Origin of the sequence: Streptomyces zagrosensis (assembly GCF_014203645.1) — a bacterium.
In the GTDB taxonomy this organism is placed as follows: domain Bacteria; phylum Actinomycetota; class Actinomycetes; order Streptomycetales; family Streptomycetaceae; genus Streptomyces; species Streptomyces zagrosensis.
This window is the reverse complement of sequence record NZ_JACHJL010000005.1, coordinates 220,264-243,645: the sequence shown is the minus strand read 5'-3', so window position 1 is coordinate 243,645 and position 23,382 is coordinate 220,264. Positions and strand designations below refer to the sequence as shown.

Below are 23,382 nucleotides of genomic sequence, written 5' to 3'. Positions count from 1 at the left end.
AAGTCAGCACGGCTCCATCACGACGCACCCGAACGAACCGGAACGGACCCCAGCGGAAGCCAGCATGAACTCAGCACCGCCCGGCTTGGTCTCGCTCTGAGGAGCGAGACCAAGCCGTTGACCAGCGTGTTTGCGATCCGGTTTTATGTCTGCTGGGGCCCCGGCTCCCAGTTCGAGAACATCTGGCTGCGCACCAAGCGGTACAACGCCAAGGGCGAGGTCGTCAGCGGCCCCGGCGGCGTGTGCTACCTGTATTTTCCAGCCCGGCCGAGCGCTCGCCAACTGCGGGCGCTGCGTGCGGCGGGAGAACACCGCTGAGGCAGCGCGAACCGGCGAAGGCGTGGGTGCCACGGCCGGTGGGTAGGTTGGCGCGCCCACCGCTGCCCTGGTCGGGACAGCGGTAGGCGCGCGGGCATGTGGAAGGGGAGTAGAGGGGCGCGGGCGCGGCTCAGACGATGCCCTCAGCGATCTCCGCCTGTTCGCGGGCCGTTCCGTAAGAGGTTGGTGTGCCGTACGAACGGCGGGCGACGTACCACCAGACGGTGGCCAGCGTGAGCACTGCGGCCAGGGCGATCACCGCGTAGTTCATCGAATCGATCGTCACCGGGCGGGACTGCGGCAGACAGAACAGGACCGTCACCATCGCCACCCAGCCCACCGCCACCCAGCCCACCGGCTTGCTCCAGCGGCCCAGATGCCACGGGCCGCGCTCGAAGTCCTCCCCAGCGCGTAGCCGTAGATAGATCGGGATGGCGTAGGCGGGGGTGATTCCGATGACGTTGATGGCCGTCACCGCGCCGTAGGCGGTCTCGGAGTACAGGGACGGCACCGCGAGCAGGCAGGCGACCGTGACCGAGAGCCACACCGCGTGTACGGGTGTTTGGGCGCGCGCGCTCACCCGCCGCCACAGGCCGGAGCCGGGGAGCGCGCCGTCCCGGCTGAAGGCGAACACCATCCGGCTCGCGGCGGCGACCTCGGCGTTGCCGCAGAACAACTGCGCCACGATGACCACGAGGAGCAGCAGGACCGCACCGGTGTTTCCGAGCGCGTCCAGCATGATCTGCGCGGGCGGCACCCCGGTGTCGGTGTTCTGCGCGCCGGCGTAGTCCTGGATGGCGAAGGTGAGGCCGGCCAGCAGGACGAAGCCGGCGATCCACGACACCCAGATTGCTCGCACGATGCCGCGTGCCGCGGAGACGGAGGCGTGCGAGGTCTCCTCGGACAGGTGGGCCGAGGCGTCGTACCCGGAGAAGGTGTACTGCGCGAGCAGCAAGCCGATGGCCGTCACGTAGAGCGGGTTGTCCCAGCCGGTGCCGTTGACGAACTCGGTGAAGACGAAGTCGGCGGACTGGTGGTGGTCGGGGACCACGGTCAAGACGATGACGATCAGGGCCACGCCCGCCAGGTGCCACCACACGCTGATGGAATTCAGCACGCTGACCAGCCGTACACCGAAGAGGTTCATGACGGCGTGCACCAGCAAAATGCCAACGAAGATGAGCATCGTGGACTCGGGGGTGGGGTCGAAGCCCCATTGGAGGTTGAGTACGGCGCCGGTGAACAGCGCAGCTCCGTAGTCAATTCCGGCGATGGCGCCAAGCAGCCCGAGCAGATTGAGCCAGCCTGTGTACCAGCCCCATTTACGGCCGCCAAGCCGATCGGCCATGTAATACAACGCGCCCGATGTGGGATAGGCGCTGGTGACCTCGGCCAGCGCGAGCCCGACGAACAGTACGAACAGGCCGACACCGATCCAGCCCCACAGCATGACTGCGGGGCCGCCGGTGACCAGGCCGAAACCGTAGAGCGTCATACATCCGGAGAGCACCGAGATGACGGAGAAGCTGATGGCGAAGTTGCCGAAATGCCCCATCCGCCGAGCCAGTACCGGCTGATAGCCGAGTTCGCGCAGCCGTTGCTCCTCGTCCCGCTGCGCGGTCTCTCGCGGCGCGTCGGGGCCCGAACGGAACCATTTCGTGGGGGACATGGCAGACACCTCCGGAGGGGGGAACAACAAGGGGGAACAACAAGGGGGAGCGGCACGGCCTATGCGACCGAGGCGGGCCGCGACGCCGCTGGGAAGCGGCGGCCATGCGAAAAGGGGTGCAGATGCGAAGAGGGGTGCAGATGAGGGTGGGGGTAAGTGAAGGACGGGCGAGGTCGCGTAGCGGCGGTCAGGGGCCTGGGCTCCGTGCCGCCGCCAGACACCGGCCGCGGGCGCGGAGGAACACCTCCTCGGCCGCTTCACGACCGCCGACGCCCTGCCCGCGGCACGCCCAGGGCATCGGCGTGTAGTACGGGCCGAGCGCTTGGAAGACCGCTGCCGCGTCGGCGAAGCGCAGTGCCGCCCACAGTGCGTGCGCCAGATAGTTCAAATCGAGCAGTGAGCAGGCCGCTGGAGCCGTGTAGACGAACCAGTAACGCAGCGCGTGATCGGCGGCCCGCAGCGCCTCGTCCGACGTCCAGTGCAGGTCGAGCGCCTGCTGATGGCCGCGTTCCGCGCGATAGCGCTCCACGTGCACATACAGCGGCAACACGTGCACGGCAGGGCCGGCGGGCGCGCGCGATGACGCCCAGCGCGCGAAGTTGACCGCCTCGGAGAGCAGCCCGCCGCCGCTGCGGGCGTGCACGAACTGGAGCATCCGGTGGTACGCCTCCCGGTTGTACGGGTCGCGCCGGTGCGCCTCCGTCAACAGCCCCCACGGCCCGGGGAAGAGCATCGGCTCCGGGGGCCGCATCTGGTGCTCGGCGAGTTGCTGCCGCTCATCCAACTGAGCCAGGGCCACCAAACACACCCAAGGCACCGGATCGGCGGGGTTGTGGTGTGCAGCGAGCTGGCACGCCTCCCATGCCTCCTGCCACAACTCCCTGGTGTGCCGGTGCCCCTCGCGATGGGCGCGCACCGCGCGCTCCACCAGGACCCGGGTGTGCATCACCAGTGCAGCCACATTGCCGGGTTCCTCTAATCGCCAGGCCCGCACCACATCGGAGCCCGCCGCCGTGGCCGCGAGCACCTGGGTGCGCTGAGTCCACGTCGCCCAATCCGGGGTCGAGCCCAACAGGTCACGCATGGCCACCCAACGGCCCGTGCGCACATCCTGGATCGCGTTCCGCAGCCTGCTGTCGTGGCCGGCCGGGTGATAGATCGGGCGGAACTCGCCTTCGGACATCAGACCACCGCCGCCATCGGCCGTGCGCCCCGCCCCGGCTCGCGCGGCCCGCCCGCCTGACGGTTCCTGCCGCTGGGCGCCGCACGCGGGCAGCCTCGGTCTGTCAGCGTGAAGGGTGGGCGAAATGAGCGGGTCCGGGCCCCGCCGTGGCGCTGCTCGGGTCGTGGCGTGGGGGTCATCGGTCCTTCAGGGTGCGTGGTGAGCGACGGTGAAGCGGAACGCACCACCGGGGCGAGGCTGGTGCGCGGTAGGCGCGGGGGTGCCGCTCGGTCCGCGAGTCGATCGCCGTGCCGGGGCGGCAGTCCACTGATGATGTTCTGATACTCGGGTGGCATTCGTACAGGGATCAGGGAAGGGAATCCCGCCAGTTAGGAAACCGACAGGGCGTCAGATCGGCGAAACCGGGTGGTATCCCTTCCGACCCTCATCCGCTTTCCTGTGCATTTCCATCCGAATGGCCGCTCGCTGGGGCAGGCACGGCGCAATCACGGCTAACGGAAGTGGAATTCCCGACGTTTATCGTGCGCACTGTCGGAAGGAAAGTGAGATGACGGTCATGTGCGCCTAGGCGTGCATATCGGGATGCCACACAAGCTCAACCGCCGCGCACACCACTGCCCTTCGCCCCGCATACGCCGCATGTGGCCCAGCCGTGCGCGACCGCATGGGCCGCACGGCCCACAGGGGTATGCGGGGTGCGGCATCGTGAGGGGATTCGCGTACCGCTGGACCTGCCCGATGCGCCGAAACTGCGGCAAGATGCGGTCGGTTATCACCCCCGGGCAAGGAGCGAGGTAGGCCAGTGAACGGTGGCGGGCGATGAGCGGACCCGTACTTGCTGTGGACCAGGGAACCTCCGGTACGAAGGCGCTGGTCATCTGCCCGGAGCGGGGCGTGATCGGCACCGCTCACTCCGAGGTCAGGCCCCGATACGCGGCCGGCGGGCTGGCCGAGGTCGATCCGCGGACGCTGCTGTCCTCCGTCATCGAGGCGGGGCGCCGGGCGCTGGCCGACGCGGGCGAGCCGGTCGTGGCCGTGGGCCTCGCCAATCAGGGGGAGACCGTGTTGGCCTGGGACCCCGCGACGGGCGAGCCACTCACCGATGCTCTCGTATGGCAGGACCGCCGCGCCCAGTCGCTCTGCGCGGAACTGGCCGAACACGCCCAGACCCTGCGGGAGATCACCGGGCTGCCACTCGACCCGTACTTCGCCGCACCCAAGATGGCCTGGCTGCGCCGCCATCTGACCCGCGAGGGTGTCGTGACGACCAGCGACGCATGGCTGATCCACCAGTTGACAGGGGCCTTCGTCACCGACGCGGCGACCGCGGGCCGCACCCAACTCCTCGACCTCGACAGCGTCACCTGGTCTCCACCCGCCCTGGAGATCTACGGGCTCGCCAGGGAGCAGCTGCCCGAGATCGTGGACGCCAACAGCCGCGTCGGTAGCACCACCGCGTTCGGTGCCGAAGTGCCGCTGACCGGGCTGCTCGTGGACCAGCAGGCGGCACTGCTCGCTCAGGGCGTCACCGAGCCGGGCGCCGCGAAGTGCACTTACGGCACCGGCGCCTTCGTCCTCGCACAGACCGGCGGCCGGGCCCACCGCGGCACATCGGGCCTCGTGAGCTGCATTGCCTGGCAACTCGGCGGCCAACCCAGCTACTGCCTGGACGGGCAGGTGTACACCGCCGCTTCGGCCGTGCGCTGGCTGGCCGACCTCGGTGTCATCTCCGGGGCGCACGACCTCGACCCGGTCGGCGGCGGCGTACCCGACACCGGCGGCGTCACCTTCGTGCCCGCCCTCGCCGGGCTCGCCGCGCCCTGGTGGCGCGGCGAGGCGCGTGGCGCGGTGACGGGGCTCGGCCTCGACACCGCCCCCGGGCATCTGGTCCGCGCGCTGTGCGAGGGCATCGCCGCCCAGGTCGCCGAGCTCGCCGACGCTGCCGCCACCGACCTCGGCGCGCCGCTGACCAGCCTGCGCGTGGACGGCGGCCTGACCCGCTCGGCGCTGCTGATGCAGACCCAGGCCGATCTGCTACAGCGCCCCATCGAGGTGTCCGCGCTGCCGGACGCCACCGCACTGGGCGTGGGGGCGGCGGCCCGACTTGGGCTCGACCCGCGGCTGACGGTGCGCGAGGCCGTTCCCGCCTGGCGGCCAGCGGCCGGCTACGAACCCCGCATTTGCGCAGACCAGGCCGCCGAACGGCGCGCGGCGTTCCGAGCGGCCGTCGATGCCCTGCTGACGCGCACGCCGTAACCTGGCTTGGCTGGCTTGGCTGGCTTGGCTGGCTTGGCTGGCTTGGCGAAATTCAGCCACCCGTACCGGACGGCGCCGGAACAGCACCACACCCGCATCACCACCCGCACGCAGCGAGGGACCCGCATGACCGTCACGACCACGGGCGACCTGCCACGCACCGCGTTCGAGACGGGGTACGACGTGGCCGTCATCGGCGCCGGTGTCGTCGGCTGTGCCATCGCCCGGGAGCTGGCCCGCTACCCGCTGCGGGTGGCCCTCGTGGAGGCGGCGGACGACGTCGGCAAGGGCACGTCCAAGGCCAACACCGCGATCCTGCACACCGGGTTCGATGCCACTCCCGGCACGCTGGAGGCACGCCTGGTGCGCGAGGGCTACGGACTGCTGTCCGGCTATGCCACCGCGAGCGGCATCCCCGTGGAGCGGGTCGGCGCGCTGCTCGTCGCCTGGGATGCGGAACAGCTCGCCGCGCTGCCGGCGCTTGCCGCCAAGGCCGAGCGCAACGGTTACCGCGCGACCCGACTGATCGACGCCGACGCACTGCGCCGGCGCGAACCACACCTTGGCCCGGGGGCGCTGGGGGCGCTCGAGGTGCCGGACGAGAGCATCATCTGCCCCTGGAGCACGGTTGTGGCGTACGCGACGCAGGCCGTACGCGCCGGAGTCGAACTGCACCTGAGCTGTCGGGTGCGCGAGATCAGCGGCGCCGGGGGGCCTGCGGGAGACGGCGAGCGGCATGAGATCGCCACCTCGCGCGGGCCGTTGCGGGCCCGGTATCTGGTCAATGCGGCCGGGCTGCGCTCCGATGAGGTCAACCGAATGCTGGGTCACCGCGAGTTCACGGTGACGCCACGGCGCGGCCAGCTCATGGTCTTCGACAAGCTCGCCCGTGACCTGGTGCGCCACATCCTGCTGCCGGTGCCGACGGCGCTGGGCAAGGGCGTCCTGGTGGCACCCACCGTCTTCGGCAACGTACTGCTCGGGCCCACTGCCGAGGACCTGCCCGACAAGACCGCGACCGAGTCCACCGCCGATGGGCTGGCCTTCCTGCGCACGCACGCGGCCCGCATCATGCCCGAACTGCTCGATGAGGAGGTCACCGCGGTTTATGCCGGGCTGCGCGCCGCCACCGAGCACGACGACTTCCTTATTCACGCGCATCCGCGGCAGCGGTACGTGGCGGTCGGGGGCATTCGCTCCACCGGGCTGACCGGTTCCTTGGCCATCGCCGCGTACGTCGCCCAGTTGCTCGCCGACTGCGGCCTCGGCCTCGGTGCGCCCCGTGAACTGCCCCCGGTGCGGATGCCCCAACTCGGCGAGGGCTTCCCACGCCCGTATCAACGGCCCGAGCTCATTGCCGCTGACCCGGAGTACGGCACGCTGGTCTGCCACTGCGAACGCGTCAGCCGCGGTGAGGTACGCGACGCCTTGGCCAGCACGGTGCCGCCCACGGCGCTGGATGGCCTGCGCCGCCGTACCCGGGCGCTCAGCGGACGGTGTCAGGGCACCCGCTGTGGTGCGGCGGTGCGGGCGCTGTGCGAAGGGCCGGTGGGTGATACCCACGTTGCCCCTGCTGCCCCTGCTGCCCCTGTTGCCCCCGCGGGCCCCGCCGCTGCGGCGGTCGTATCTGCAAGCGCAGCTGATCAGTCCGGTGCGGGCACGCTTGCGCGGAGTGTGGATGTGCTGGTTGTCGGCGCGGGGCCGGCCGGGCTCAGCACTGCCGTTGCCTTGGCCGCCGGCGGGGTGGGGCGCGTCGAGGTCGTGGAGCGCGAGCCGCACGCTGGTGGCGCACTGCGGTGCGCCCCTCCTGCCTGGCCGGGGCTGCGCGAGATGCGCCGTACCCCGGCCGGGCCGGTCGCCGCACGCCGGCTCGCCGATGCCGCGGTGAGTGCCGGGGCGACCGTACGTACCTGGGTGGGCGTCACCGACTGGGTGGGCCCGTTGACCGTGCAGGTCACCGGGCCACAGGGGCGTGAGTTGATCACCGCGCGAGTCATCGTGCTCGCCACCGGCGCCCGGGAACGCCCGCGCGCCGCGCGGGGCGTGCCGGGGGCGCGCGGCGCAGGCGTGTTCACGGGGGAGGGGGCGCTTCGCGCGCTGCACTGGCATGGGCAGCGCGTCGGTACCGCCGCCGTTGTCGTGGGGGAGGCGGACGACCCCGGTTACCGGGTGGCGGGCGCCCTGCGCCGGGCCGGAACCGACATCGTCGCGCTGACCGGCGCGATGCCGATGAGCGCGGCCCACTGGCCGCACCGCGCGCTGGTCAGGCTCGGCTGGGGCGTTCCGCTGCTGGGCTGCGCCACCGTGAGCGAACTGATCGGGCGCCATGGCCAGATCACCGGCGTGCGGCTGCGGCGCACCGATGGTGCGCGGGCCGAGTTGCGCTGCGATGCGGTGGTGTTCTGCGGCGCCTGGGTACCGGAGAACGAGCTGGCCAGGGCGGCGGGCCTGGCGCTTGCTGCCGACCGCGGCCCGCGTATCGATGCCGAGGGCCGCACGTCGCGGCCTGGCATCTTCGCAGTGGGAGCCCTGGTGCGCCCGGCCGCCCCCGCCCGCGCCGCGGTGCTCGCGGGTCATGTGGCCGCGCGAGCGGTACGCGATTACCTGGCGGGAGCGCCATGGCCGCTCGCCGATCAAAGCGTGACCATCGGCGAGCACGGGGGTTGAGCCGCACGGGCGGGCCCACACCGCTCACCTGCCCATCGAGTTGCCCGTACGAGCATGTGACCCTCCTGGGTGTGGCGGCTGGGTGGCTGCTGGATGGCGGCTGCATGGTGGCTGGGTGGCGGCTGCATGACGGCTATGTGACTACGGGATGCCACTGCGCGCGCTGCGCAAACTGGGTCGGTGCGGCCGGCGCGGCCGGTGCAGCGAACGTCATGATGGCGGGAAAGCGCCAAAGAGGGAACGCATGTACGACGAAAATCAGCCGGTCGCCGAAACACCTCGGCCACGGTGGCGCGTTGGTACGCCACGTCTGTACCGGTGAGCCCCCACTACCTCATCAGGCCCACATCACACGCACACCAGGCGACGCGACCCCCCTCGGCACGGCAGAATTCCACCTGGCCCGCGGCCGTATGCGGATCGTAGATTTCCGTTTGCGTCTTCCCTTCGAACGGGCGATCAGTAATGTCTGCTCATCAACGGCGCGCGGAGCCGGACCACACACCCGGGAGAGCTGGAGAGCACTGATGGAGCGGGCCGCAGTGAGGCACGAAGCGTGACCGCGAGGCCGAGCGGGAGACAGGACGCCGAGCCGTACCGTGCGGGGCCGATGAGCGAGGAGGACCGGCTCCGTCGCTTCGCCAGGATCTGGAGCCGGGCGATTCGCCCGACGACGGCGACCCCCCTGCCAGAGGTCGAGTTCGAGGAATGCCTGGTGCCATTGGTGCGTCGGCTCTGTGACGCGCTGCGCACCGTGCCGCTGGACACCCAGCCCGCGTACGAGGTCGGGCAGGCGCTTGTCGCGGCCCAGTGCTACGACGCGGGCGGGTTGCCGCTGACGCTCGGGGTGCTCGACGCCTACCTGGTGCTCTACTGCCCTCCCGACCGGCCCATGCCGGCGGAGGAGAGTCGGGCCCGCTGTGCCAGGCTCCAGCACGCGCTGGCCGCCGGCTTTGCGCACGCGCTCAGCGAGCGCGCCAAGGGCGAGCAGGAGTCCGTCTCCCGTCAGGCGCTGGCCGCCCGGGCCGCCGCCGAACAGGCGCTGCATGCCAGTGAGGCTCGCTTCCAGGCGGTCTTCGACGGGGCGGTCATCGGCGTCGGCGTGGCCGACCTGAACGGCCATGTGCTGCTCGTCAACGACGCGGTGGCGCGCATGTTCGGACGCCCCGGTGACCATCTGCTCGGCGAGAACGTCGTGGATTGGGCGCACCCACAGGACATACCGGCGGCCATGGACATCTACCACGAGCTGATCACCGGCCAGCGCGAGCACTTTCGGATGGAGAAGCCCTACTACCGGGGCGATGGCAGCGTGCTGTGGACCAACCTCACCGTCACGTTGCTGCGCGATGAGACCGGCGCCCCGCAGTACCAGCTCGCGCTGATGGAGGACGTCACCGAGCAGCGCAGGCTGCACGACCGCCTGCGCTACGAGGCCACGCACGACGAACTGACGGGCCTGCCCAACCGCGCCCTGTTCTTCGAGTGCCTCGACGAGGCCGTCGCGACCCTCGATGGCGGTGGGTCCTCCTCCCCAGGGCGCCCCGGCACGTCCGGCCGCGGGGCGGCGCTGGACGGTGACTGGCTGCGGGATGGCGGCGTACCGGCGCTGGACGGAGGGCTAGCGCGAGGCGGTGAGCCATGGGACGACGGTGTCACCGCGGACCGCGCTGCGCCGTCAGACGGCAGCTCCGTCACGGACCTGACGCCCGCCATCGACTCCCCGTCGAGACCGCGGGACGCCTCAGCGGCCCCCCAAGAACCCGTCGTGATACCCGAGCCGCGTCCGGCCGCCGACGGCCGGCGCGCGGCGCCCCATGACGTGGGCGCGGACGGGCTCGATGCGCATACCGGCCCCGGGGCCGGCCCGGCCGACCCCGGCCCAGCGCGGGTGGCCGACCCGGAAATCGGCGTCGTGCCGTGGTCGGGAGCGGCATACGGACCGGACTCCGGCGGCCCCACCACCGCCGCTCCGCCCCCCACGCCGCACTCCGCGACGGCATCGGGGCCCGCCACCGATACGGGCCCCGGCACACACCTTGGCATCGGCCCGAGCACGGGCCGCGGCCCGCTGTCCGCCGACCCGTCCGACCGGTTCGGCATGTGCTACGTGGATTTGGACGGCTTCCGTGCCGTCAACGACAGCCTTGGCCATGTCGTCGGCGACCACCTGCTGAGCGCCGTCGCCGAGCGTCTGCAAGCCTGCGCCGTGTCCCCGTACCAGATTGTCGCCCGCCCCGGGGGAGACGAATTCTTCGCGCTGACGGTCGGTCCCACCGCGCAGAGCGATGTCATGGAGCTTGCTGAGCGGATGCTCGAAGCGCTCGCTGAGCCGGTGCGTATCAAGGACCGCGATCTGCTGGTACGTGCCAGCATCGGCGTCGCGAGCGGTGTGCGCGGCGAGACCACCAGAGCCGCCGTGCTGCGCAGCGTTGACATCGCCATGTATCGCGCGAAGGCGGCCGGCGGCAATCGCTACGAGGTCGCCGATGCGGCGTCCGATGCCCGCGTCATCGCCCGACACAGTCTCACCAACGGGCTGCCCGCGGCGTTGGAGAAGGGCGAGTTCTTCATCGAGTACCAGCCGCTGGTGAGTCTCGAAGACGGCAGCGTACGCGGCGCTGAGGCGCTGGTGCGGTGGCTGCACCCGGTGCACGGGGTGCTCGGGCCCGACCAGTTCATCGCACTCGCCGAGAACACCGGACTGATCGTGCCGCTCGGCCGCTGGGTACTGACCGAGGCCGCCCGGCAGGCCCGTGCCTGGCGCGAAGCGGGCTATGACGGCGCTCCACTGCGGGTCAACGTCAACCTTTCGCCGTGCCAACTGCGCTACCCGGACCTGGTGGCCGACACGGTCGCGGTCCTCGACGACGCGGGGCTCGATCCCGCGGCGCTGTGCCTGGAGGTGACCGAGAACGACCTCATCGGCGCCGACGAGGAGGCCCTGCGCCCCTTGCGGCAACTCGCCGATCTGGGCGTCGATATCGCCCTGGACGACTTTGGTACCGGCTACTCCAACCTCGCCTACCTGCGCAGGCTCCCGGTCAGCACCCTCAAGCTGGACCGGTCGTTCACCCTTGGCATGCAGCGTGACCCGGCCGACCCGGTGGACGTCAAGATCGTGGAGGGCATCGTCTCGCTGGCCCACACGCTGGACCTGGCCGTGACGGTGGAGGGCGTCGAGACCGGTTCGCAGGCGGAGCATCTGCGGTTGCTCGGCTGCGATACGGCGCAGGGTTGGTATTACGCCCGCCCGGGCCCGCCGGATCGACTGCACCAACTCGCCTTGACGGACGTGGCGAGCGGCTAACCACTCCGGCTAGCCCACTCCACTCCACTCCGCCCTGCTCGGCCCCGGGCACGAACCGCCTCATGCCGCACAGGCGGCTGACGCGCCGTCCACGTCAGCCGCCCATCCGGGGGCGCCGGGCCAGGCCCGGCGAAGGATGCCAAGGCGCTGGCCGCTCAGCCGTCCAGGAGCAGCCGCTCTTGATCGGTGAGTAGCCGCGAGCGGATCAGAAAGCGCACGCCCTCGGGCGCCTCCACCGAAAATCCGCTGCCTCGCCCCGGCACCACGTCCACGGTGAGATGCGTATGCCGCCAGCGTTCGAACTGTTGAGCCGCCATCCAAAAGTCGATCTGCTCGGCGAGCCCGACGACCGCAAGGGAAGCGAGCAACACATCGGCGGCCCCGGTGCGGAACTCGCCCCTTGGGTAGCACATGGGCGCACTGCCGTCACAGCAACCGCCCGACTGATGGAACATCAGCGGCCCGTGTAGTCGGGTGAGCTTTCGCAGCAGCTCCTGCGCCGACTCGCTCAGCGCAATGCGGGAGATGCCGTACGCGTCACTCATCCCGGACTCCCACCTCGTCGTCCCGCCCTGCGCGCACCATGCGCTGAGGCCACCACCGCGCGGGTACGCGCGCGAGGCGGCGCCAAGCCGATCCTGTACGACCTCCGCGACTGCCGAGCCGGCCCGAGCCATCCCGCGGACAAGCCCTCAGCCAACTCCGTAGGAGGTTGCGAGATGGTTGCACTACGGCGCCCTTCGGCCAGCGCGCGGTGGGAGCGCCGGACGGTGTGAGCGCACACGGCGATCGGGTCGAACGAGCCGCGTAGCGCCCGGCGTTACCCTGACCGCCTGTCGTCGGTGGAACATGGTCAGGAGGTCGTCATTTCGATGCGAGCCCCGCGTTCGTGGTTCGGTGCGCCGGCTGTGGTCGATCCCGTGGCCTGCGACGGCGTGTGCGCGCTGCCCGGCAGCCCGTACGCCCTCGTGTACGGCACCGGGCAGGAGCCGCGGCTGTGGCGGGCGGGCGCTGCGCTGCCCCGCCGGTGCGCGGAGCTCGTGGCACATCGGGCGACGCTGCTGCCCAGCGGTCAGAGCGGCGTGCCCGCGCTGCTGGAGGTCACCGGCCGGGACGGCACAGGCCGCGTTCGCACCCGTGTCAGCGCCCCGCCCGATGGCTGCCCGGGGCCGTGGACCGCGCCGGCCCACGCGCCCGCTGGCATGGGCGCGCTCGGCCTCGCGCAGGTGACCGGGCGGTGGGTGCTGCTGGTGGGCGTCGCCCGCGGCACCTGTGCGATGTGGGACCCGGGCACCGCGGAGCTGCGGGCGCTGCCCGAGGCCACCGCGCATACCCGGCCGCTCTTGCGCACGCTCGTCGCGGGGCCCCCGCAGCGCCCGCTTGCCGTGGTGGCCACCTCCGCCTGGCAGTGGGAGGACGACGATGAGGGTGGATACACACGCGAACTCTTCTACGCGGTCGTCTACGACCTGACGACCGCGGAGATCGCCTTTCGTATCGACGGGTTGAACGTTGACGCGCTGTGCGCGGTGGGGCAGACCCCGCAGGGTTGGCTCATCGCAGCGGCCACCGAACCCCTGCACACCATCCGCTTCTTCGACGCGCTGACGGGCATCGCACAGGAAACCGCCATCAGGCACGGCGATGACCTCACCGCGCTTGCGGTCGGCTCCCACCGCCCGGGCGGCCACCCGGTCCTGGTCACCGGCACGGAGGAGGGGCAGGTGCGGGCGTGGGATGTGCGGGACGGCCGGGCCCGCGGTGCCTGGCAGGTGGACGACTACGTCAACGACCTCGCCGTCCATCCCGACATGGGCCTGCTCGTCGCCACCGACAGCGGGTTGCGGGTGCTACCGCCCGCGCCGTGACAGCGACGGCGTGCGCCGCGCCCGGGGGCAGGGCGCCGGGCCGACACCGGCCCGTACCCGCCGGGGCCCGGCGTCCCTCTCGGCGCGTTATGACGCAGTGGAAGTAGGCGCGCCCCATGCGGCTTATTAAGTTGTGTACACGACAAGAAGGCCCGGGCCCTGCTAGGTCTCCCGCACGTCCGCTTTGAGACGAGGTTTTCCTGTGAGCCGTGGACGACGTTCCCTGCGCCTGCTGACCGGCTGCCTTGCCCTGTCCTTCGGGTCGGGCTACGTGGCTGTAGCCGACCCCGTCCCGGCGGGGCCCACCGCTGACGGGCGGCCCGCCAGCGCCGCCGAACCCTTTTGCTACGACGAGCCGTCGAACCCCCAAGCCGACCTACGAGACCTCAAGGCGGCCTTCACCTCGGCGAACTGGATGCAGACCCTCCAGGCCATGTACAAGCGCCGTTGGCCCAGCGGCGAAAAGCTGGCGATCGCCCAGGCCAAGGACAAATACTGGGACCAGTTCGTCAACAAGAGGAGCTTCGAAGGATTCGCCGAATCGATGATGGTGGCGATTCACGAGGAAACCCACATGTGGGACCTCGACCCGTCCAGGACCAAGTGGGACGTGCACATCGCTGCCTGGATCAACGGCTCCCAGCAGGCGTTGCAGGTGCCGGTGCGCGGCGGCTTCCCACGCAAGGAGATCCTGCCGCTGATCAAGGACAAGCTCACCACCTCCATGGACAACATCTATCTGCGCGACAAGACGCAGGGTGCCTACCTCCTCCAGGGCGTACTGGCAGAGCAAAACGCCGGCTTGACCGGACTGCCGTCGGTGACGGTCGTCCACGAGTTCATCAAGGGAGTCGGAGCCAGCAACGCCAGGGACATCGCCGCCACCAACCTGCGGTACCTGCTGCTCTATCTGCGCGTCGCCAAGGACAAGCACCCCGACTACTGGGCCAAGATCAAGGCCGAACCCAAGCTGCGCGACCTGGTGCTGACCCAATTCCTGCGCACGGCCTACTGGTTGGAGAAGTCCGCGCCGTACACGGGAGTCGTGGGCGGCCCCGACGCCGACAAGATCACCGCGACGAACTACGCCCCGGAGAACATCGCCATCCTGGAGGAGTTCACCGGTCGCAAGGTACGTCTTGACGCCCACAAGCACTGCACCGCCTGACGGCCCGGCCGGCAGCGCATGCGCGGGGGCTTTTGGTGGCCGGCCTCGACGGACGCCTTGCGGCATGCGCTGCTCAGGACCGTGTTTTCGGCGTTGGTAGGGTGCGAAGGGCAGCAACGGCAACCCGCCTACGGCTTGGTCGCGGGGCCTGCTGCGCCCCAAGACCCCCGATGACAGGTGCCCCACATGCCGTCCGATGTTTCCCGTAGCTCCGCGCGCCCCGGCGGCTCCGCCACCGACCTTGCGGCCGTGTGGGCGGTGTTCACCGACATGTACGAGGCGTACCTGGCGGGCGATCGGGCTCGTATCGATGCCCATCTCGACCCCGAGGCCACCGTCTGGGACTCGGCCACACCACAGCTGCTGCTCGGCAAGCCGGCACTCGACCAGGTGCGCGCGCAGCGACCCGCCGCCGAGCGCGCTGGCGGCGGCCCCGTCGAGGCCGGACTGACCGCGTACGACCAGGTCATCGACGTCTTCGGGGAACTGGCCGTCTGCCGGCACTGGCTGCGCATCGACTACCGTGACCGGCCGTCGGGGCTGCTGCGCAACACCGCGGTGCTACGGCGCGCCCATGGGGGCTGGCTCATCACCCATCTGCACGAGGACGGACAGGCCGCCGACTGACCGCCCGACCCGACAGCGGGGCCCCGCCTCCGCTCGGCTCACCGAGCCGAGCCGAGCCGAGCCGAGCCGAGCCGAGCAGCGCAGAGCAGCGCAGAGCGGAGCAGCGCAGCGCAGCATGAGCGCTCCCGCGCCGGTCCAGCCGCACCCGGACACCCGTACGAGCATCTTCCGCGGTGGTGCGCGGAGCACGGGCAACCGTGAGCAGGGTGTGCGGCCCGCACATGGCGGCGTCATCGGCGCCTTCTAGCTTGCGGAGCAGGTTCCGCACTCAAGGAGGGTTCATGACCCGCTACCGCGTGTCGATGGATATCGGGGGAACGTTCACCGATGTCGTCACCTACGACGAGGAAACCGGCCGGTTCGCCGCGACCAAGGCGTCCACGACGCCAGGCGACCTCAGCCGTGGCGTCCTGTCCGGACTGGCGTCGGTCGTCGCCTCTCCGGGCGACATCAGCTTTATGGTGCACGGCACCACCCAGGGGCTCAACGCCTTCTTGGAGCGGCGCGGCGTCCGCGTCTTGCTGCTCGCCACGCAGGGCGCCGAGGATACGTACCACATCGCCCGCGGCCCACGAACCCGGCTGTACGACGTGCACTACCGCAAGCCGGAACCGCTGGTGCCGCGCCGGGACGTGGTGGCGATCGGCGGCCGGCTCGCGCAAGACGGCGCGCAGGTAAGGCCGCTGGACGAGGACGCAGTACGGCAGGCCGCGCGCCGGGCGCAGCGCGAGGGGCACGGCGCGATCGCCATCGCCTTCCTGTTCAGCTACAAGAACCCGCAGCACGAGCTGCGGGCCAAGGAGATCGTCGCCGAGGAACTGGGCGAGGACTTCACCGTGTCCCTCTCGCACGAGGCGGCCAAGGAGTGGCGCGAGTACGAGCGCACCTCATCCGCCGTGATCGAGAGCTACACCGGCCCGGTGGTACGGCAGTACCTCAGCCAGCTTGAGGGGGAGTTGCGTGCGGGCGGACTGTCCGTCCCCCTGCATGTGATGCAGTCATCCGGCGGCGTCCTGACCGCGGAGTCGGCACGGCGGCGACCGCTCCAAACGCTGCTGTCGGGCCCGGTCGGCGGGGCGATGGGCGCTCATGAACTGGCCCAGGTGACCGACCGGCCCAACCTCATCGGCATCGACATGGGCGGCACGTCCTTCGATGTGTCACTCGTCGTGGACGGGAAGCCGGACGTCGCCGCGGAGGCCCGCCTTGAGGGCCTGCCGATGCTGATGAGCGTCGTCAACATCCACACCGTGGGAGCGGGCGGCGGCTCCGTCGCCTACGCCGAGGCGGGCGGGCTGCGGGTGGGCCCGCGGTCGGCGGGCGCCAGCCCCGGGCCGGCCTGCTATGGGCGCGGCGGCACCGAACCGACCGTCACCGACGCGAACTTGGTGCTCGGCCGGGTCGATCCGCAGGGCTTCGCCGCGGGTCAGCTGACCTTGGACCAGGACGCGGCGATCAGCGCCGTGGACCGGCTGGCCGGCGATCTGGGCCTGGAGACCACCGCCATGGCAGAGGGCATCTGCGATGTCGCCAACTCCAAGATGGCGCAGGCCATCCGTACCATCACCGTCTCCCGCGGCATCGAACCACGCGACTTCAGCCTGGTCGCCTTCGGTGGCGCGGGCCCCATGCACGCGGTGTTCCTCGCCCGCGAACTCGGCATCGCCGAGACGATCGTGCCGCGGTTCCCCGGCGCGTTCTCGGCCTGGGGCATGCTCCAAACGCAGATCCGCAAGGACTTCTCGGAGCCGTACTTCTTCCTCGACGCGGACCTGGATGCCGCAGACATGGCAGGCAAGCTCACCGCCATGGAGGACGAGGGCCTGGCCTCGCTGGCCGGCGAGGGCGTCGTCGCGGACCAGCGCACGGTCCAGCACGCCGTGGACATTCGCTACGCCGCCCAGGAATACACCCTCACCGTGCCACTGACCAGCGCGGACGAGCCCCAACTGGACAACTTCCGTGCGGTGATGGCCGATCGCTTCGCCGAGATGCACCACAGCCGCTACGGGCACGCTAACCCCGGCGCACCGATCGAGTTCGTCACCCTGCGCAGCACCGCACTCGGCGACCTGGGCCGCGCCGAGCCCGAGCCGCTGGAGAAGGCGGCCGGGCCCGACTTCCCGCACCGCACCCGCCCGGTCGTCTTCGGCGGCCAGCGGACCGACTCCATCGTCGTGCACCGGGACGACCTGCGCGCAGGGCACCGCTTCGACGGACCCGCGGTCATCGTCGAGGCCACCGCCACCAGCGTCGTACCGCCCGGGTATGACGTGAGCGTGGACGAGATCGGCTCACTGATCATCCGAGTGAAGGGCAAGTGATGACCACCACCACGGCAGTTGACCCGGTAACCGTCGAGATCATCCGCAGCGCGCTCAACTCCTCGGCCGAGGACATGAACGCGACGCTCATCCGCTCCGCGTACACCCCCATCATCTACGAGTGCGGTGACTGTGTGGTGGCGCTGCTCGACGCTCACCACCAAGTCCTCGGCCAGTCGGCGGGGCTGCCCATCTTCCTCGGCAACCTGGAGACCTGTACCCGGGCCACCGAGGAGCGCTTCGGGCGGGAGATCTGGCAACCCGGGGACGTATGGATTCTCAACGACAGCTATCTGGGCGGCACCCACCTCAACGACGTCACCATCTTCGGCCCGGTCTTCCACCACGACCAGCTGATCGGCTTCACGGCCTCCCGTGCGCACTGGATCGATGTGGGTTCCAAGGACCCCGGCGGCTCCATGGACTCGGTCAACATCTTCCAAGAGGGCCTGCGGCTTGGTCCGCAAAAGCTGGTGGCAGGCGGAGAGTTCGTCCGCGAGATCATCGACACGATCGCCACCAACGTCCGCTTCCCCTACCCCACCACGGGCGACATGCACGCGATGATCGCCTGCATCCAGATGGGTTCGGCCCGGCTGACGGAGATCGTGGACCGGTTCGGTTTGGAAACCCTGGAAGGTGCCAGCACCGAAATCTTCCGGCAGACCGAACTCCTGGAGCGCGAGGTGGTCGCCGCCATCCCAGACGGCGTGTACACCGCAGACGGCGTACTGGACAACGACGGCATCGACCTGGAGACGCCGGTACCCATCAGCCTGCGGATCACGGTGGCGGGCGACACGATCGACTTCGACGTCACCGAATCCGCCGACCAGACGACCGGCCCCGTCAACTGCGGTGTCGCGCAAGCGGTTTCGGCCCTGCGAGTGGGCTACAAGCTGCTGGTGAGCCCGGACGTGCCCGGCAACGGCGGCTCGTTCAGGACCATGACCACCCAGGTACGGGAGGGTTCGGTGCTCGGCGCCAAGGCCCCCGCCGCCTGCCAGTGGTACTTCTCCCACCTTGGCCTGCTCATCGACATGGTCGGCCGCGCGCTGGCGCCGGCCGTGCCCGAACGCGTCGCCGCGGCCAGCCACGGCGACTCGATGATCGTGCTCCTCGCGGGCTTCGATCCGCGCGTGGCACGTGAGTACGTCAGCCTGGAGGCCACCTTGGGTGGTTGGGGGGCCTGGCGTGGCTCGGATGGCGAGAGCGCGCTCATCAACAATGTCAACGGCTCACTCAAGGACGTACCGGTCGAGGTCTTCGAGACCCGATTCCCGTTCCGTATCACGTCCTACGGCATGCGGCCCGACAGCGGCGGCGCCGGCCAGTGGCGCGGCGGCAACGGCGTCACCCGCGAGTACGAGGCGCTGTCCGACTGCACCGTGTCGCTGTGGTTCGAACGCTCCAAGCAGCCCGCGTGGGGCCTGTTCGGCGGCGACGACGCGGTAGGTCCGGACGTCGTCATCAACCCGGGCCGTCCCGACGAACGCCGACTGCTCAAGGCCAACGGGCTGAGGCTCGCCCAAGGCGATGTCGTACGGTGCAGCACCGGCGGCGGTGGCGGCTTCGGCGACGCGACGAAGCGAGACCCGCAGGCGGTACGCGCCGACATCGCCGACCGGTTCGTCAGCCCCGAGGCAGCGTTGCGCCAGTACGGCATCGGCGACTGAGCGCGACCTGGCCCACCCGCGGTGGGCGCCCGGCGATGCGGTACCCACCGCCGCCGGGCGCCCACCGCATGCTGGCTTGGTGTCACCCGGACCAGTCATGCCGAACGGCAGCCGTTGGCTGGGCCCGGTGCCCGGCGACCGTCAGCGCGTGGCACAGCACGTGCACGGCGAGCCTGCCGGCTGGGTCGTCGTACGCCAGACCAAGTTCCTGGGCCCGCTTCAACCGGGCCAGCACCGTATTGCGATGCACCCCCAACTGCGCTGCCGCCTGGTGGAGCGAGCCGCCGTGGTCCAGCACGGCCAGCACGGTGCGCACGATCTGCTCCCGGTCGCGGACGTCGGCGAGGGCCGGAAACACCAGGTCGGCGACCGCGACCAGCCGGCCCACCGGCAGGGCGGCCAGCGCGGCACCCACCCCCGCCGTGCTGAACTCCCGCACCGCACCCGGCCCATCGGCCAACGCCGCACCGGCGGCCAACTGAGCCTCGCGCAGCGACCGCAGCAACCCGGCGGCCCCGGGCCGCCGCGCACCAATGCCGACCGCCGCACCATGCCCGCGCGCCACATCGCCGAGCAGGGCGCGCAGCCGCTTCGACACCTCCTCGTCCGGCGCCCCCGGCGGCTGGTTCCACCAGCTCAGCCAGCCGCCCTGATCGGCGACGAGCGGCAAATCCCGTAGCTGCTCGGCCCACGCCACCCGCAACATCGTGGTCTGCTCCGGCGACGGCGGGCCTCGCGTGCCGGCCGGGGCGGTGATCCACATCGCCGTGTTGACCCCTTTGACGCGCCACCCGAGCTCGCTGGTCCACATCGGCGGCTCCGAGTCGGTCAGCGGCTCCTCAGCAGCCAGGGGAGCCCCGGCCACCGCCTCCCGGCTCTCAGCGCTCTCCCGCAGCAGCCGGAATGCGGCCTGCTCGTGGGCGGTACGCCGGGCCGTCTCGATGCGCTGGCGGGCCGAAGCGGCCAGCAACGGTGCCCGCGCCAACCGCAGCAGCGTGGGCACATATTCCGCGTAGCCCCTCGACGGCTCGGGTACGGCGGCCACCAACTCGGCCCAGCGGTGCCCGGCCGGACCCGGCACATCCACCCGTACGTCAATGCGCCCACGGCCAGGCCGCAAGGCAGCGGCACGGCCCGCGATCAGCCCCCCATCCACCAGCAAAGCCACCGAAACGCCCGCCAACTCCGCATTGAGCACCCCGAGCACCCCGCGCACCGTGGACTGCTGCGCCAGCAGTTCGGCGCAGGCGGCCACCCGGCGGGCGCGCTCCGCCGCCGGCTGCGCCACCTCGGCGGCCAAAGCCAACGCCACCTCCACCGGGTCCCGATCAACGGCGAGCACGGTGATGCCCAGCCGCTGCGCCAACAGCGCGGCAGAGCGACTCAGCGCCACCCGCGGGGTGACCACCGCCGCGGCATGGCGCTCCCAGGCCGTGTGCAGGGCGCTGGCCAACGACCAGCCACCGCTGGCCGCTTCGCCGTGCAGCACCACCAGGGTGTTCGGCGCCAACTCGCGCAACCGAGGCAGAGTTCCGGCCAACACCAGGTGCTCCACGGGGCTGTCGCCCGCCGCCAAGAACACCTCATCGGCCCCGTGCAGCGCGCCGACGGTCAGCATCTCCGCCACGGTGAGCCCGGCCATCGGCCCGGTCGATGACGCCCTCACGGTGCCGCTCGGGGATGCTCGATCGGCAGGCCGAAGGCGCGCGGCCCGGCCAGCGCGAGCCCCGCGGGGGAGTACCAGACCGCCGCCGCCGGCATCACCAACACCTCCACCACATCACCGCTCTCCACACCGTCAAGGCCAACGACGCCACCCCGTACGGCATCCAGCAAGCAGATCACGTCCGGCACGGCCGCCGTCAGCGCGCCATCGGTCAGAGCCAGCAGAATGTCGTTCTGCAACTCCAGTTGCAGCAACCGCCCGGCCCCACCGGACTCGGCCACCAACACCGTCGAGGCGTGCGCTGGCTGGGCCCACTCCATCGGCCGCGTGAGCTGCTCCACCTCCACCACCCGGCCCCGCCCCACGCTGCGGCAACCGGTGACGGCCGACAGCGCACCGACCACCCGCTCCACCGGGCCCCCAGCGAGCAGGACCCGACCGGCGGCCAGCAGCCGGGACACCGTCCCGTGCAGGCCAGCGCCGCGCAGCTGGGCCGCGCTACAGGGATAGCTCGCGGTGGCGGCCCAGCCACCCATGAGATGAACCTGAGCGCGCAGCATCGTCTCCACCCGGTCGGCGGACGCGGCCTGCACGGTCAGGCTCTCCCCGGCCGGGCCCGCCGCGCACACCGGGCCGACCGCTAGGCCCGCCAGATGCAGCGAGGTGTGTTGCACCAAAGGGAAGACGCGGCCCATGCCGTCGCTGTCGATCAGCGGCAGCCCGCGCAGACACGCCGCCACCAGCGGCGTCAGGGCGTTGAGCGCGGCAGCGGCGAGCGGGAACACGGCTTCGATCCGGTGGCCGAGCCGCTGCTCAAGGCCGCTCAACGCCGTGGAGAACTCATCCCCGACAGGCGGCAGCTCGGCCAACGCCGTACCGGAACCCACCAGGCCAAGCGCCGCGCACCGGGTATCGGGCGGCAGGGCCGCGGCCTGCACCAGTGGGACGGAACCGTGCTCAGCGAGCAGCGCGGCCACCCAATCGCGCAAGGCGGTGGCGCCACCATCGCCGAAGGCCGGGGCGTAGAACTGCGCGCCCGCCCACAACGTCGGCACGTCATCGGCGCCAATGGCCTGCACCGGGCCCGCTTCACTCGCCGGCACGGCACCCCCCGCGTACGCCGCCTGGGGCCATCTCGTGCTCCGCACTCTCGGATTGCCCGGCGGCCTCGGGCTCGGATCGCCCGATGGCCCGTAGATGGACCCGAATGGTGCCGGCCGGGCTGAACGGCATGGCGACCAGCGTGGTTTCCACCAGCCGTGCGCTGCCCGGCGCAGCGCCCTGGGCGATGACCATGGCGATGGTGCGTTCCTCCGCGTCGCGTTGCACCGCTGTCAACTCGCGGGCGTCCTTGACCTGGACGACCTCATCGACCCAGGCCATCGGCGGACACAGCGCGATGCCGATCAGCGACAGGTCGGCCGGCGGTACCAACGGCACCCGGCCACGCCACGCCGCCGGGCGGCCGGCTGCCGGTTCGGGTACAACGGCGGAAGCCGCGCTGTGGCTGTGGCTGTGACTGGGACTGTGTCCGGGGCCGGGGCCGGGGCCGCGAGTGGCGGCCGGTTTGGGTGGCGCGTGGTGGTGGTCGCCCTCGGGGGTGACCACCACCAGTGGTGGCTCGGTCCCATCGCCGGCGCTGTCGGCCACGCCAGCAGCGACATCGCCTGCGGCCGTGCCCTTCGCGGAGAGGATCGCCATCGGCACCGAAAGTCGCACCCCCCATCCGGGCACCTGTCCGGGCCGCACCAGCGGCACCCCGCTACGCACCTCGCCAAGGAGTGCGCCCGCCGGACCCGGCAGCAGCACCCGGCACCGCTCCAGGCCCGCCAGGTGCGCCGCGCCAAGCAGCGCCGCGGCCTCGGCCGCGCCGACGGCCACGACCGGCAGCGCCCGCACCCGGGCAAGGGGGGAGCGGCCCCCATCTCCGCGCGCGACGCCGTATTGGGCCTGCGGCATGACCTGCTCAGCGGCGGCCTCGCACGCGGTCAGCACCTCATCGGCGACATCGGCAAGCGCCGCATTGAGCACGGCCGACGCCTCGCGGCCCACCAAATCCTGGCCGCCGAACTCGTGCGAGAGCGAGACGCGCAGTCCTGGCACGGCCGCCATCAGCCGCTCACCGACCGCCCGTTCATGGGCGGGTGCGGCCAGCGATCCACAGGCCGCTACGGCGACGTCGCGTACGCCGGTCGCGGCCAGCTCATCAGCCAACTCCGCGACCCGCGCAGCATTCAGCGGCGACAACTCGCGCCCCAGCAGATCGTGGCCGCCCGGCAGGGTCACCGAACGGGTGACCAACCGGGCAATCGGCGCCGATGGGTGCCGGGCCAGGGCGGGGTGCTGGGCAGGCCGGGGCGCGATCCGGACCGCGACCACCGGGGCGGCGCGCGCACCACACGTGCCGGGCCCGTCCTGCGATCCGGCGACCGGCTCGCGCACCGTCGCCAGCAGGGCGGGCCCCACGTCGAAGGTGACATGCCGTACGGCCGCGGCGTGCGCACCGCACACCTCGGCCAGCAGTCGGGCCATGGCCGCACGCCCAAAGCCGGGCGTGCCGGCGGCGGCCAGTACCCGGGAGCCACTGAGCAGCACGGCGGAACACCCTTCGGGTCCCCAGCTGGCTCCCACCCGCATGCTGCCGCGCGCC

Annotated in this window: 15 protein-coding genes and 2 pseudogenes; 11 read left to right on the top strand and 6 right to left on the bottom strand. The window is 71.2% G+C overall.

The genetic code is table 11. The features are described 5' to 3' along the window. Window positions 1–168: 168 nt before the first annotated feature. Window positions 169–318, top strand: a pseudogene (locus FHS42_RS12260) (peptidase C39 family protein); the annotation flags it as partial. Between the two features lie 130 nt (window positions 319–448). Here the strand turns inward: FHS42_RS12260 and FHS42_RS12255 are convergent. Continuing rightward, on the bottom strand, window positions 449–1,987 hold the full coding sequence (locus FHS42_RS12255; protein WP_184572027.1) for an amino acid permease: 1,539 nt from the start codon (window positions 1,985–1,987) through the stop codon (window positions 449–451). A gap of 187 nt (window positions 1,988–2,174) precedes the next feature. Next, a complete protein-coding gene (locus FHS42_RS12250) occupies window positions 2,175–3,170 on the bottom strand; it encodes a hypothetical protein (protein ID WP_184572025.1) in 996 nt (331 codons plus the stop codon). 819 nt (window positions 3,171–3,989) lie between these two features. On the opposite strand from FHS42_RS12250, the gene FHS42_RS12245 reads away from it, so the two are divergent. From FHS42_RS12245 to FHS42_RS38185, 4 genes and pseudogenes are all read left to right on the top strand, one after another. Continuing rightward, window positions 3,990–5,426 carry an FGGY family carbohydrate kinase gene (locus tag FHS42_RS12245; RefSeq protein WP_184572023.1) on the top strand — a complete coding sequence of 479 codons (1,437 nt, stop codon included), beginning with the start codon at window positions 3,990–3,992 and terminating at the stop codon, window positions 5,424–5,426. 126 nt (window positions 5,427–5,552) lie between these two features. Beyond that, window positions 5,553–6,968: pseudogene (locus FHS42_RS36950) on the top strand (NAD(P)/FAD-dependent oxidoreductase); the annotation flags it as partial. Then, a complete protein-coding gene (locus tag FHS42_RS36945; protein ID WP_312866856.1) occupies window positions 6,951–8,093 on the top strand; it encodes an NAD(P)/FAD-dependent oxidoreductase in 1,143 nt (380 codons plus the stop codon). The pseudogene FHS42_RS36950 and the gene FHS42_RS36945, both read left to right, overlap by 18 nt. Window positions 8,094–8,703: 610 nt before the next feature. Further along, on the top strand, window positions 8,704–11,403 hold the full coding sequence (locus FHS42_RS38185) for an EAL domain-containing protein (protein ID WP_281392728.1): 2,700 nt from the start codon (window positions 8,704–8,706) through the stop codon (window positions 11,401–11,403). A gap of 155 nt (window positions 11,404–11,558) precedes the next feature. Here the strand turns inward: FHS42_RS38185 and FHS42_RS12225 are convergent, their stop codons facing one another. Further along, window positions 11,559–11,948 carry a DUF779 domain-containing protein gene (locus tag FHS42_RS12225; protein WP_184572019.1) on the bottom strand — a complete coding sequence of 130 codons (390 nt, stop codon included), beginning with the start codon at window positions 11,946–11,948 and terminating at the stop codon, window positions 11,559–11,561. 297 nt (window positions 11,949–12,245) lie between these two features. Between FHS42_RS12225 and FHS42_RS12220 the strand changes: the two genes are divergently transcribed. From FHS42_RS12220 to FHS42_RS12200, 6 genes are all read left to right on the top strand, one after another. After that, entirely contained in the window at window positions 12,246–13,271 is a 1,026-nt protein-coding gene (locus FHS42_RS12220; protein ID WP_184572016.1) for a WD40 repeat domain-containing protein, read from the top strand. A 202-nt stretch (window positions 13,272–13,473) separates the two neighbouring features. Continuing rightward, window positions 13,474–14,439 (top strand): hypothetical protein, encoded by a 966-nt coding sequence (locus tag FHS42_RS12215; protein ID WP_221476394.1) that lies wholly within the window; start codon window positions 13,474–13,476, stop codon window positions 14,437–14,439. A 186-nt stretch (window positions 14,440–14,625) separates the two neighbouring features. Continuing rightward, on the top strand, window positions 14,626–15,066 hold the full coding sequence (locus FHS42_RS12210; protein WP_184572014.1) for a nuclear transport factor 2 family protein: 441 nt from the start codon (window positions 14,626–14,628) through the stop codon (window positions 15,064–15,066). 115 nt (window positions 15,067–15,181) lie between these two features. Continuing rightward, a complete protein-coding gene (locus FHS42_RS38180) occupies window positions 15,182–15,313 on the top strand; it encodes a hypothetical protein (protein WP_281392727.1) in 132 nt (43 codons plus the stop codon). A gap of 34 nt (window positions 15,314–15,347) precedes the next feature. Further along, window positions 15,348–17,390, top strand: a complete 2,043-nt coding sequence (locus FHS42_RS12205; RefSeq protein ID WP_184572012.1) for a hydantoinase/oxoprolinase family protein — start codon at window positions 15,348–15,350, stop codon at window positions 17,388–17,390. Then, window positions 17,390–19,066, top strand: a complete 1,677-nt coding sequence (locus FHS42_RS12200; RefSeq protein WP_184572010.1) for a hydantoinase B/oxoprolinase family protein — start codon at window positions 17,390–17,392, stop codon at window positions 19,064–19,066. The genes FHS42_RS12205 and FHS42_RS12200 overlap by 1 nt, the downstream gene beginning before the upstream one ends. Before the next feature lie 82 nt (window positions 19,067–19,148). Here the strand turns inward: FHS42_RS12200 and FHS42_RS38600 are convergent, their stop codons facing one another. The 3 genes from FHS42_RS38600 to FHS42_RS12185 are packed head-to-tail and all read right to left on the bottom strand — an operon-like array spanning window position 19,149 to window position 23,327. Next, on the bottom strand, window positions 19,149–20,732 hold the full coding sequence (locus tag FHS42_RS38600; RefSeq protein ID WP_184572008.1) for a helix-turn-helix domain-containing protein: 1,584 nt from the start codon (window positions 20,730–20,732) through the stop codon (window positions 19,149–19,151). Next, window positions 20,729–21,835: a DUF917 domain-containing protein gene (locus FHS42_RS12190; protein ID WP_184572005.1), complete on the bottom strand. Its 1,107-nt coding sequence runs from the start codon at window positions 21,833–21,835 to the stop codon at window positions 20,729–20,731. The genes FHS42_RS38600 and FHS42_RS12190 overlap by 4 nt, the downstream gene beginning before the upstream one ends. Further along, window positions 21,822–23,327 (bottom strand): hydantoinase/oxoprolinase N-terminal domain-containing protein, encoded by a 1,506-nt coding sequence (locus FHS42_RS12185; RefSeq protein WP_184572002.1) that lies wholly within the window; start codon window positions 23,325–23,327, stop codon window positions 21,822–21,824. The genes FHS42_RS12190 and FHS42_RS12185 overlap by 14 nt, the downstream gene beginning before the upstream one ends. Window positions 23,328–23,382: the final 55 nt, after the last annotated feature.

Coding starts and splice junctions, on each gene's coding strand:
- FHS42_RS38185 (WP_281392728.1), top strand. CDS start 8,704: ATGAGCGAGGAGGACCGGCTCCGTCGCTTCGCCAGGATCTGGAGCCGG.
- FHS42_RS38180 (WP_281392727.1), top strand. CDS start 15,182: ATGAGCGCTCCCGCGCCGGTCCAGCCGCACCCGGACACCCGTACGAGC.
- FHS42_RS12225 (WP_184572019.1), bottom strand. CDS start 11,948: ATGAGTGACGCGTACGGCATCTCCCGCATTGCGCTGAGCGAGTCGGCG.
- FHS42_RS12200 (WP_184572010.1), top strand. CDS start 17,390: ATGACCACCACCACGGCAGTTGACCCGGTAACCGTCGAGATCATCCGC.
- FHS42_RS12210 (WP_184572014.1), top strand. CDS start 14,626: ATGCCGTCCGATGTTTCCCGTAGCTCCGCGCGCCCCGGCGGCTCCGCC.
- FHS42_RS12255 (WP_184572027.1), bottom strand. CDS start 1,987: ATGTCCCCCACGAAATGGTTCCGTTCGGGCCCCGACGCGCCGCGAGAG.
- FHS42_RS12250 (WP_184572025.1), bottom strand. CDS start 3,170: ATGTCCGAAGGCGAGTTCCGCCCGATCTATCACCCGGCCGGCCACGAC.
- FHS42_RS12205 (WP_184572012.1), top strand. CDS start 15,348: ATGACCCGCTACCGCGTGTCGATGGATATCGGGGGAACGTTCACCGAT.
- FHS42_RS12245 (WP_184572023.1), top strand. CDS start 3,990: ATGAGCGGACCCGTACTTGCTGTGGACCAGGGAACCTCCGGTACGAAG.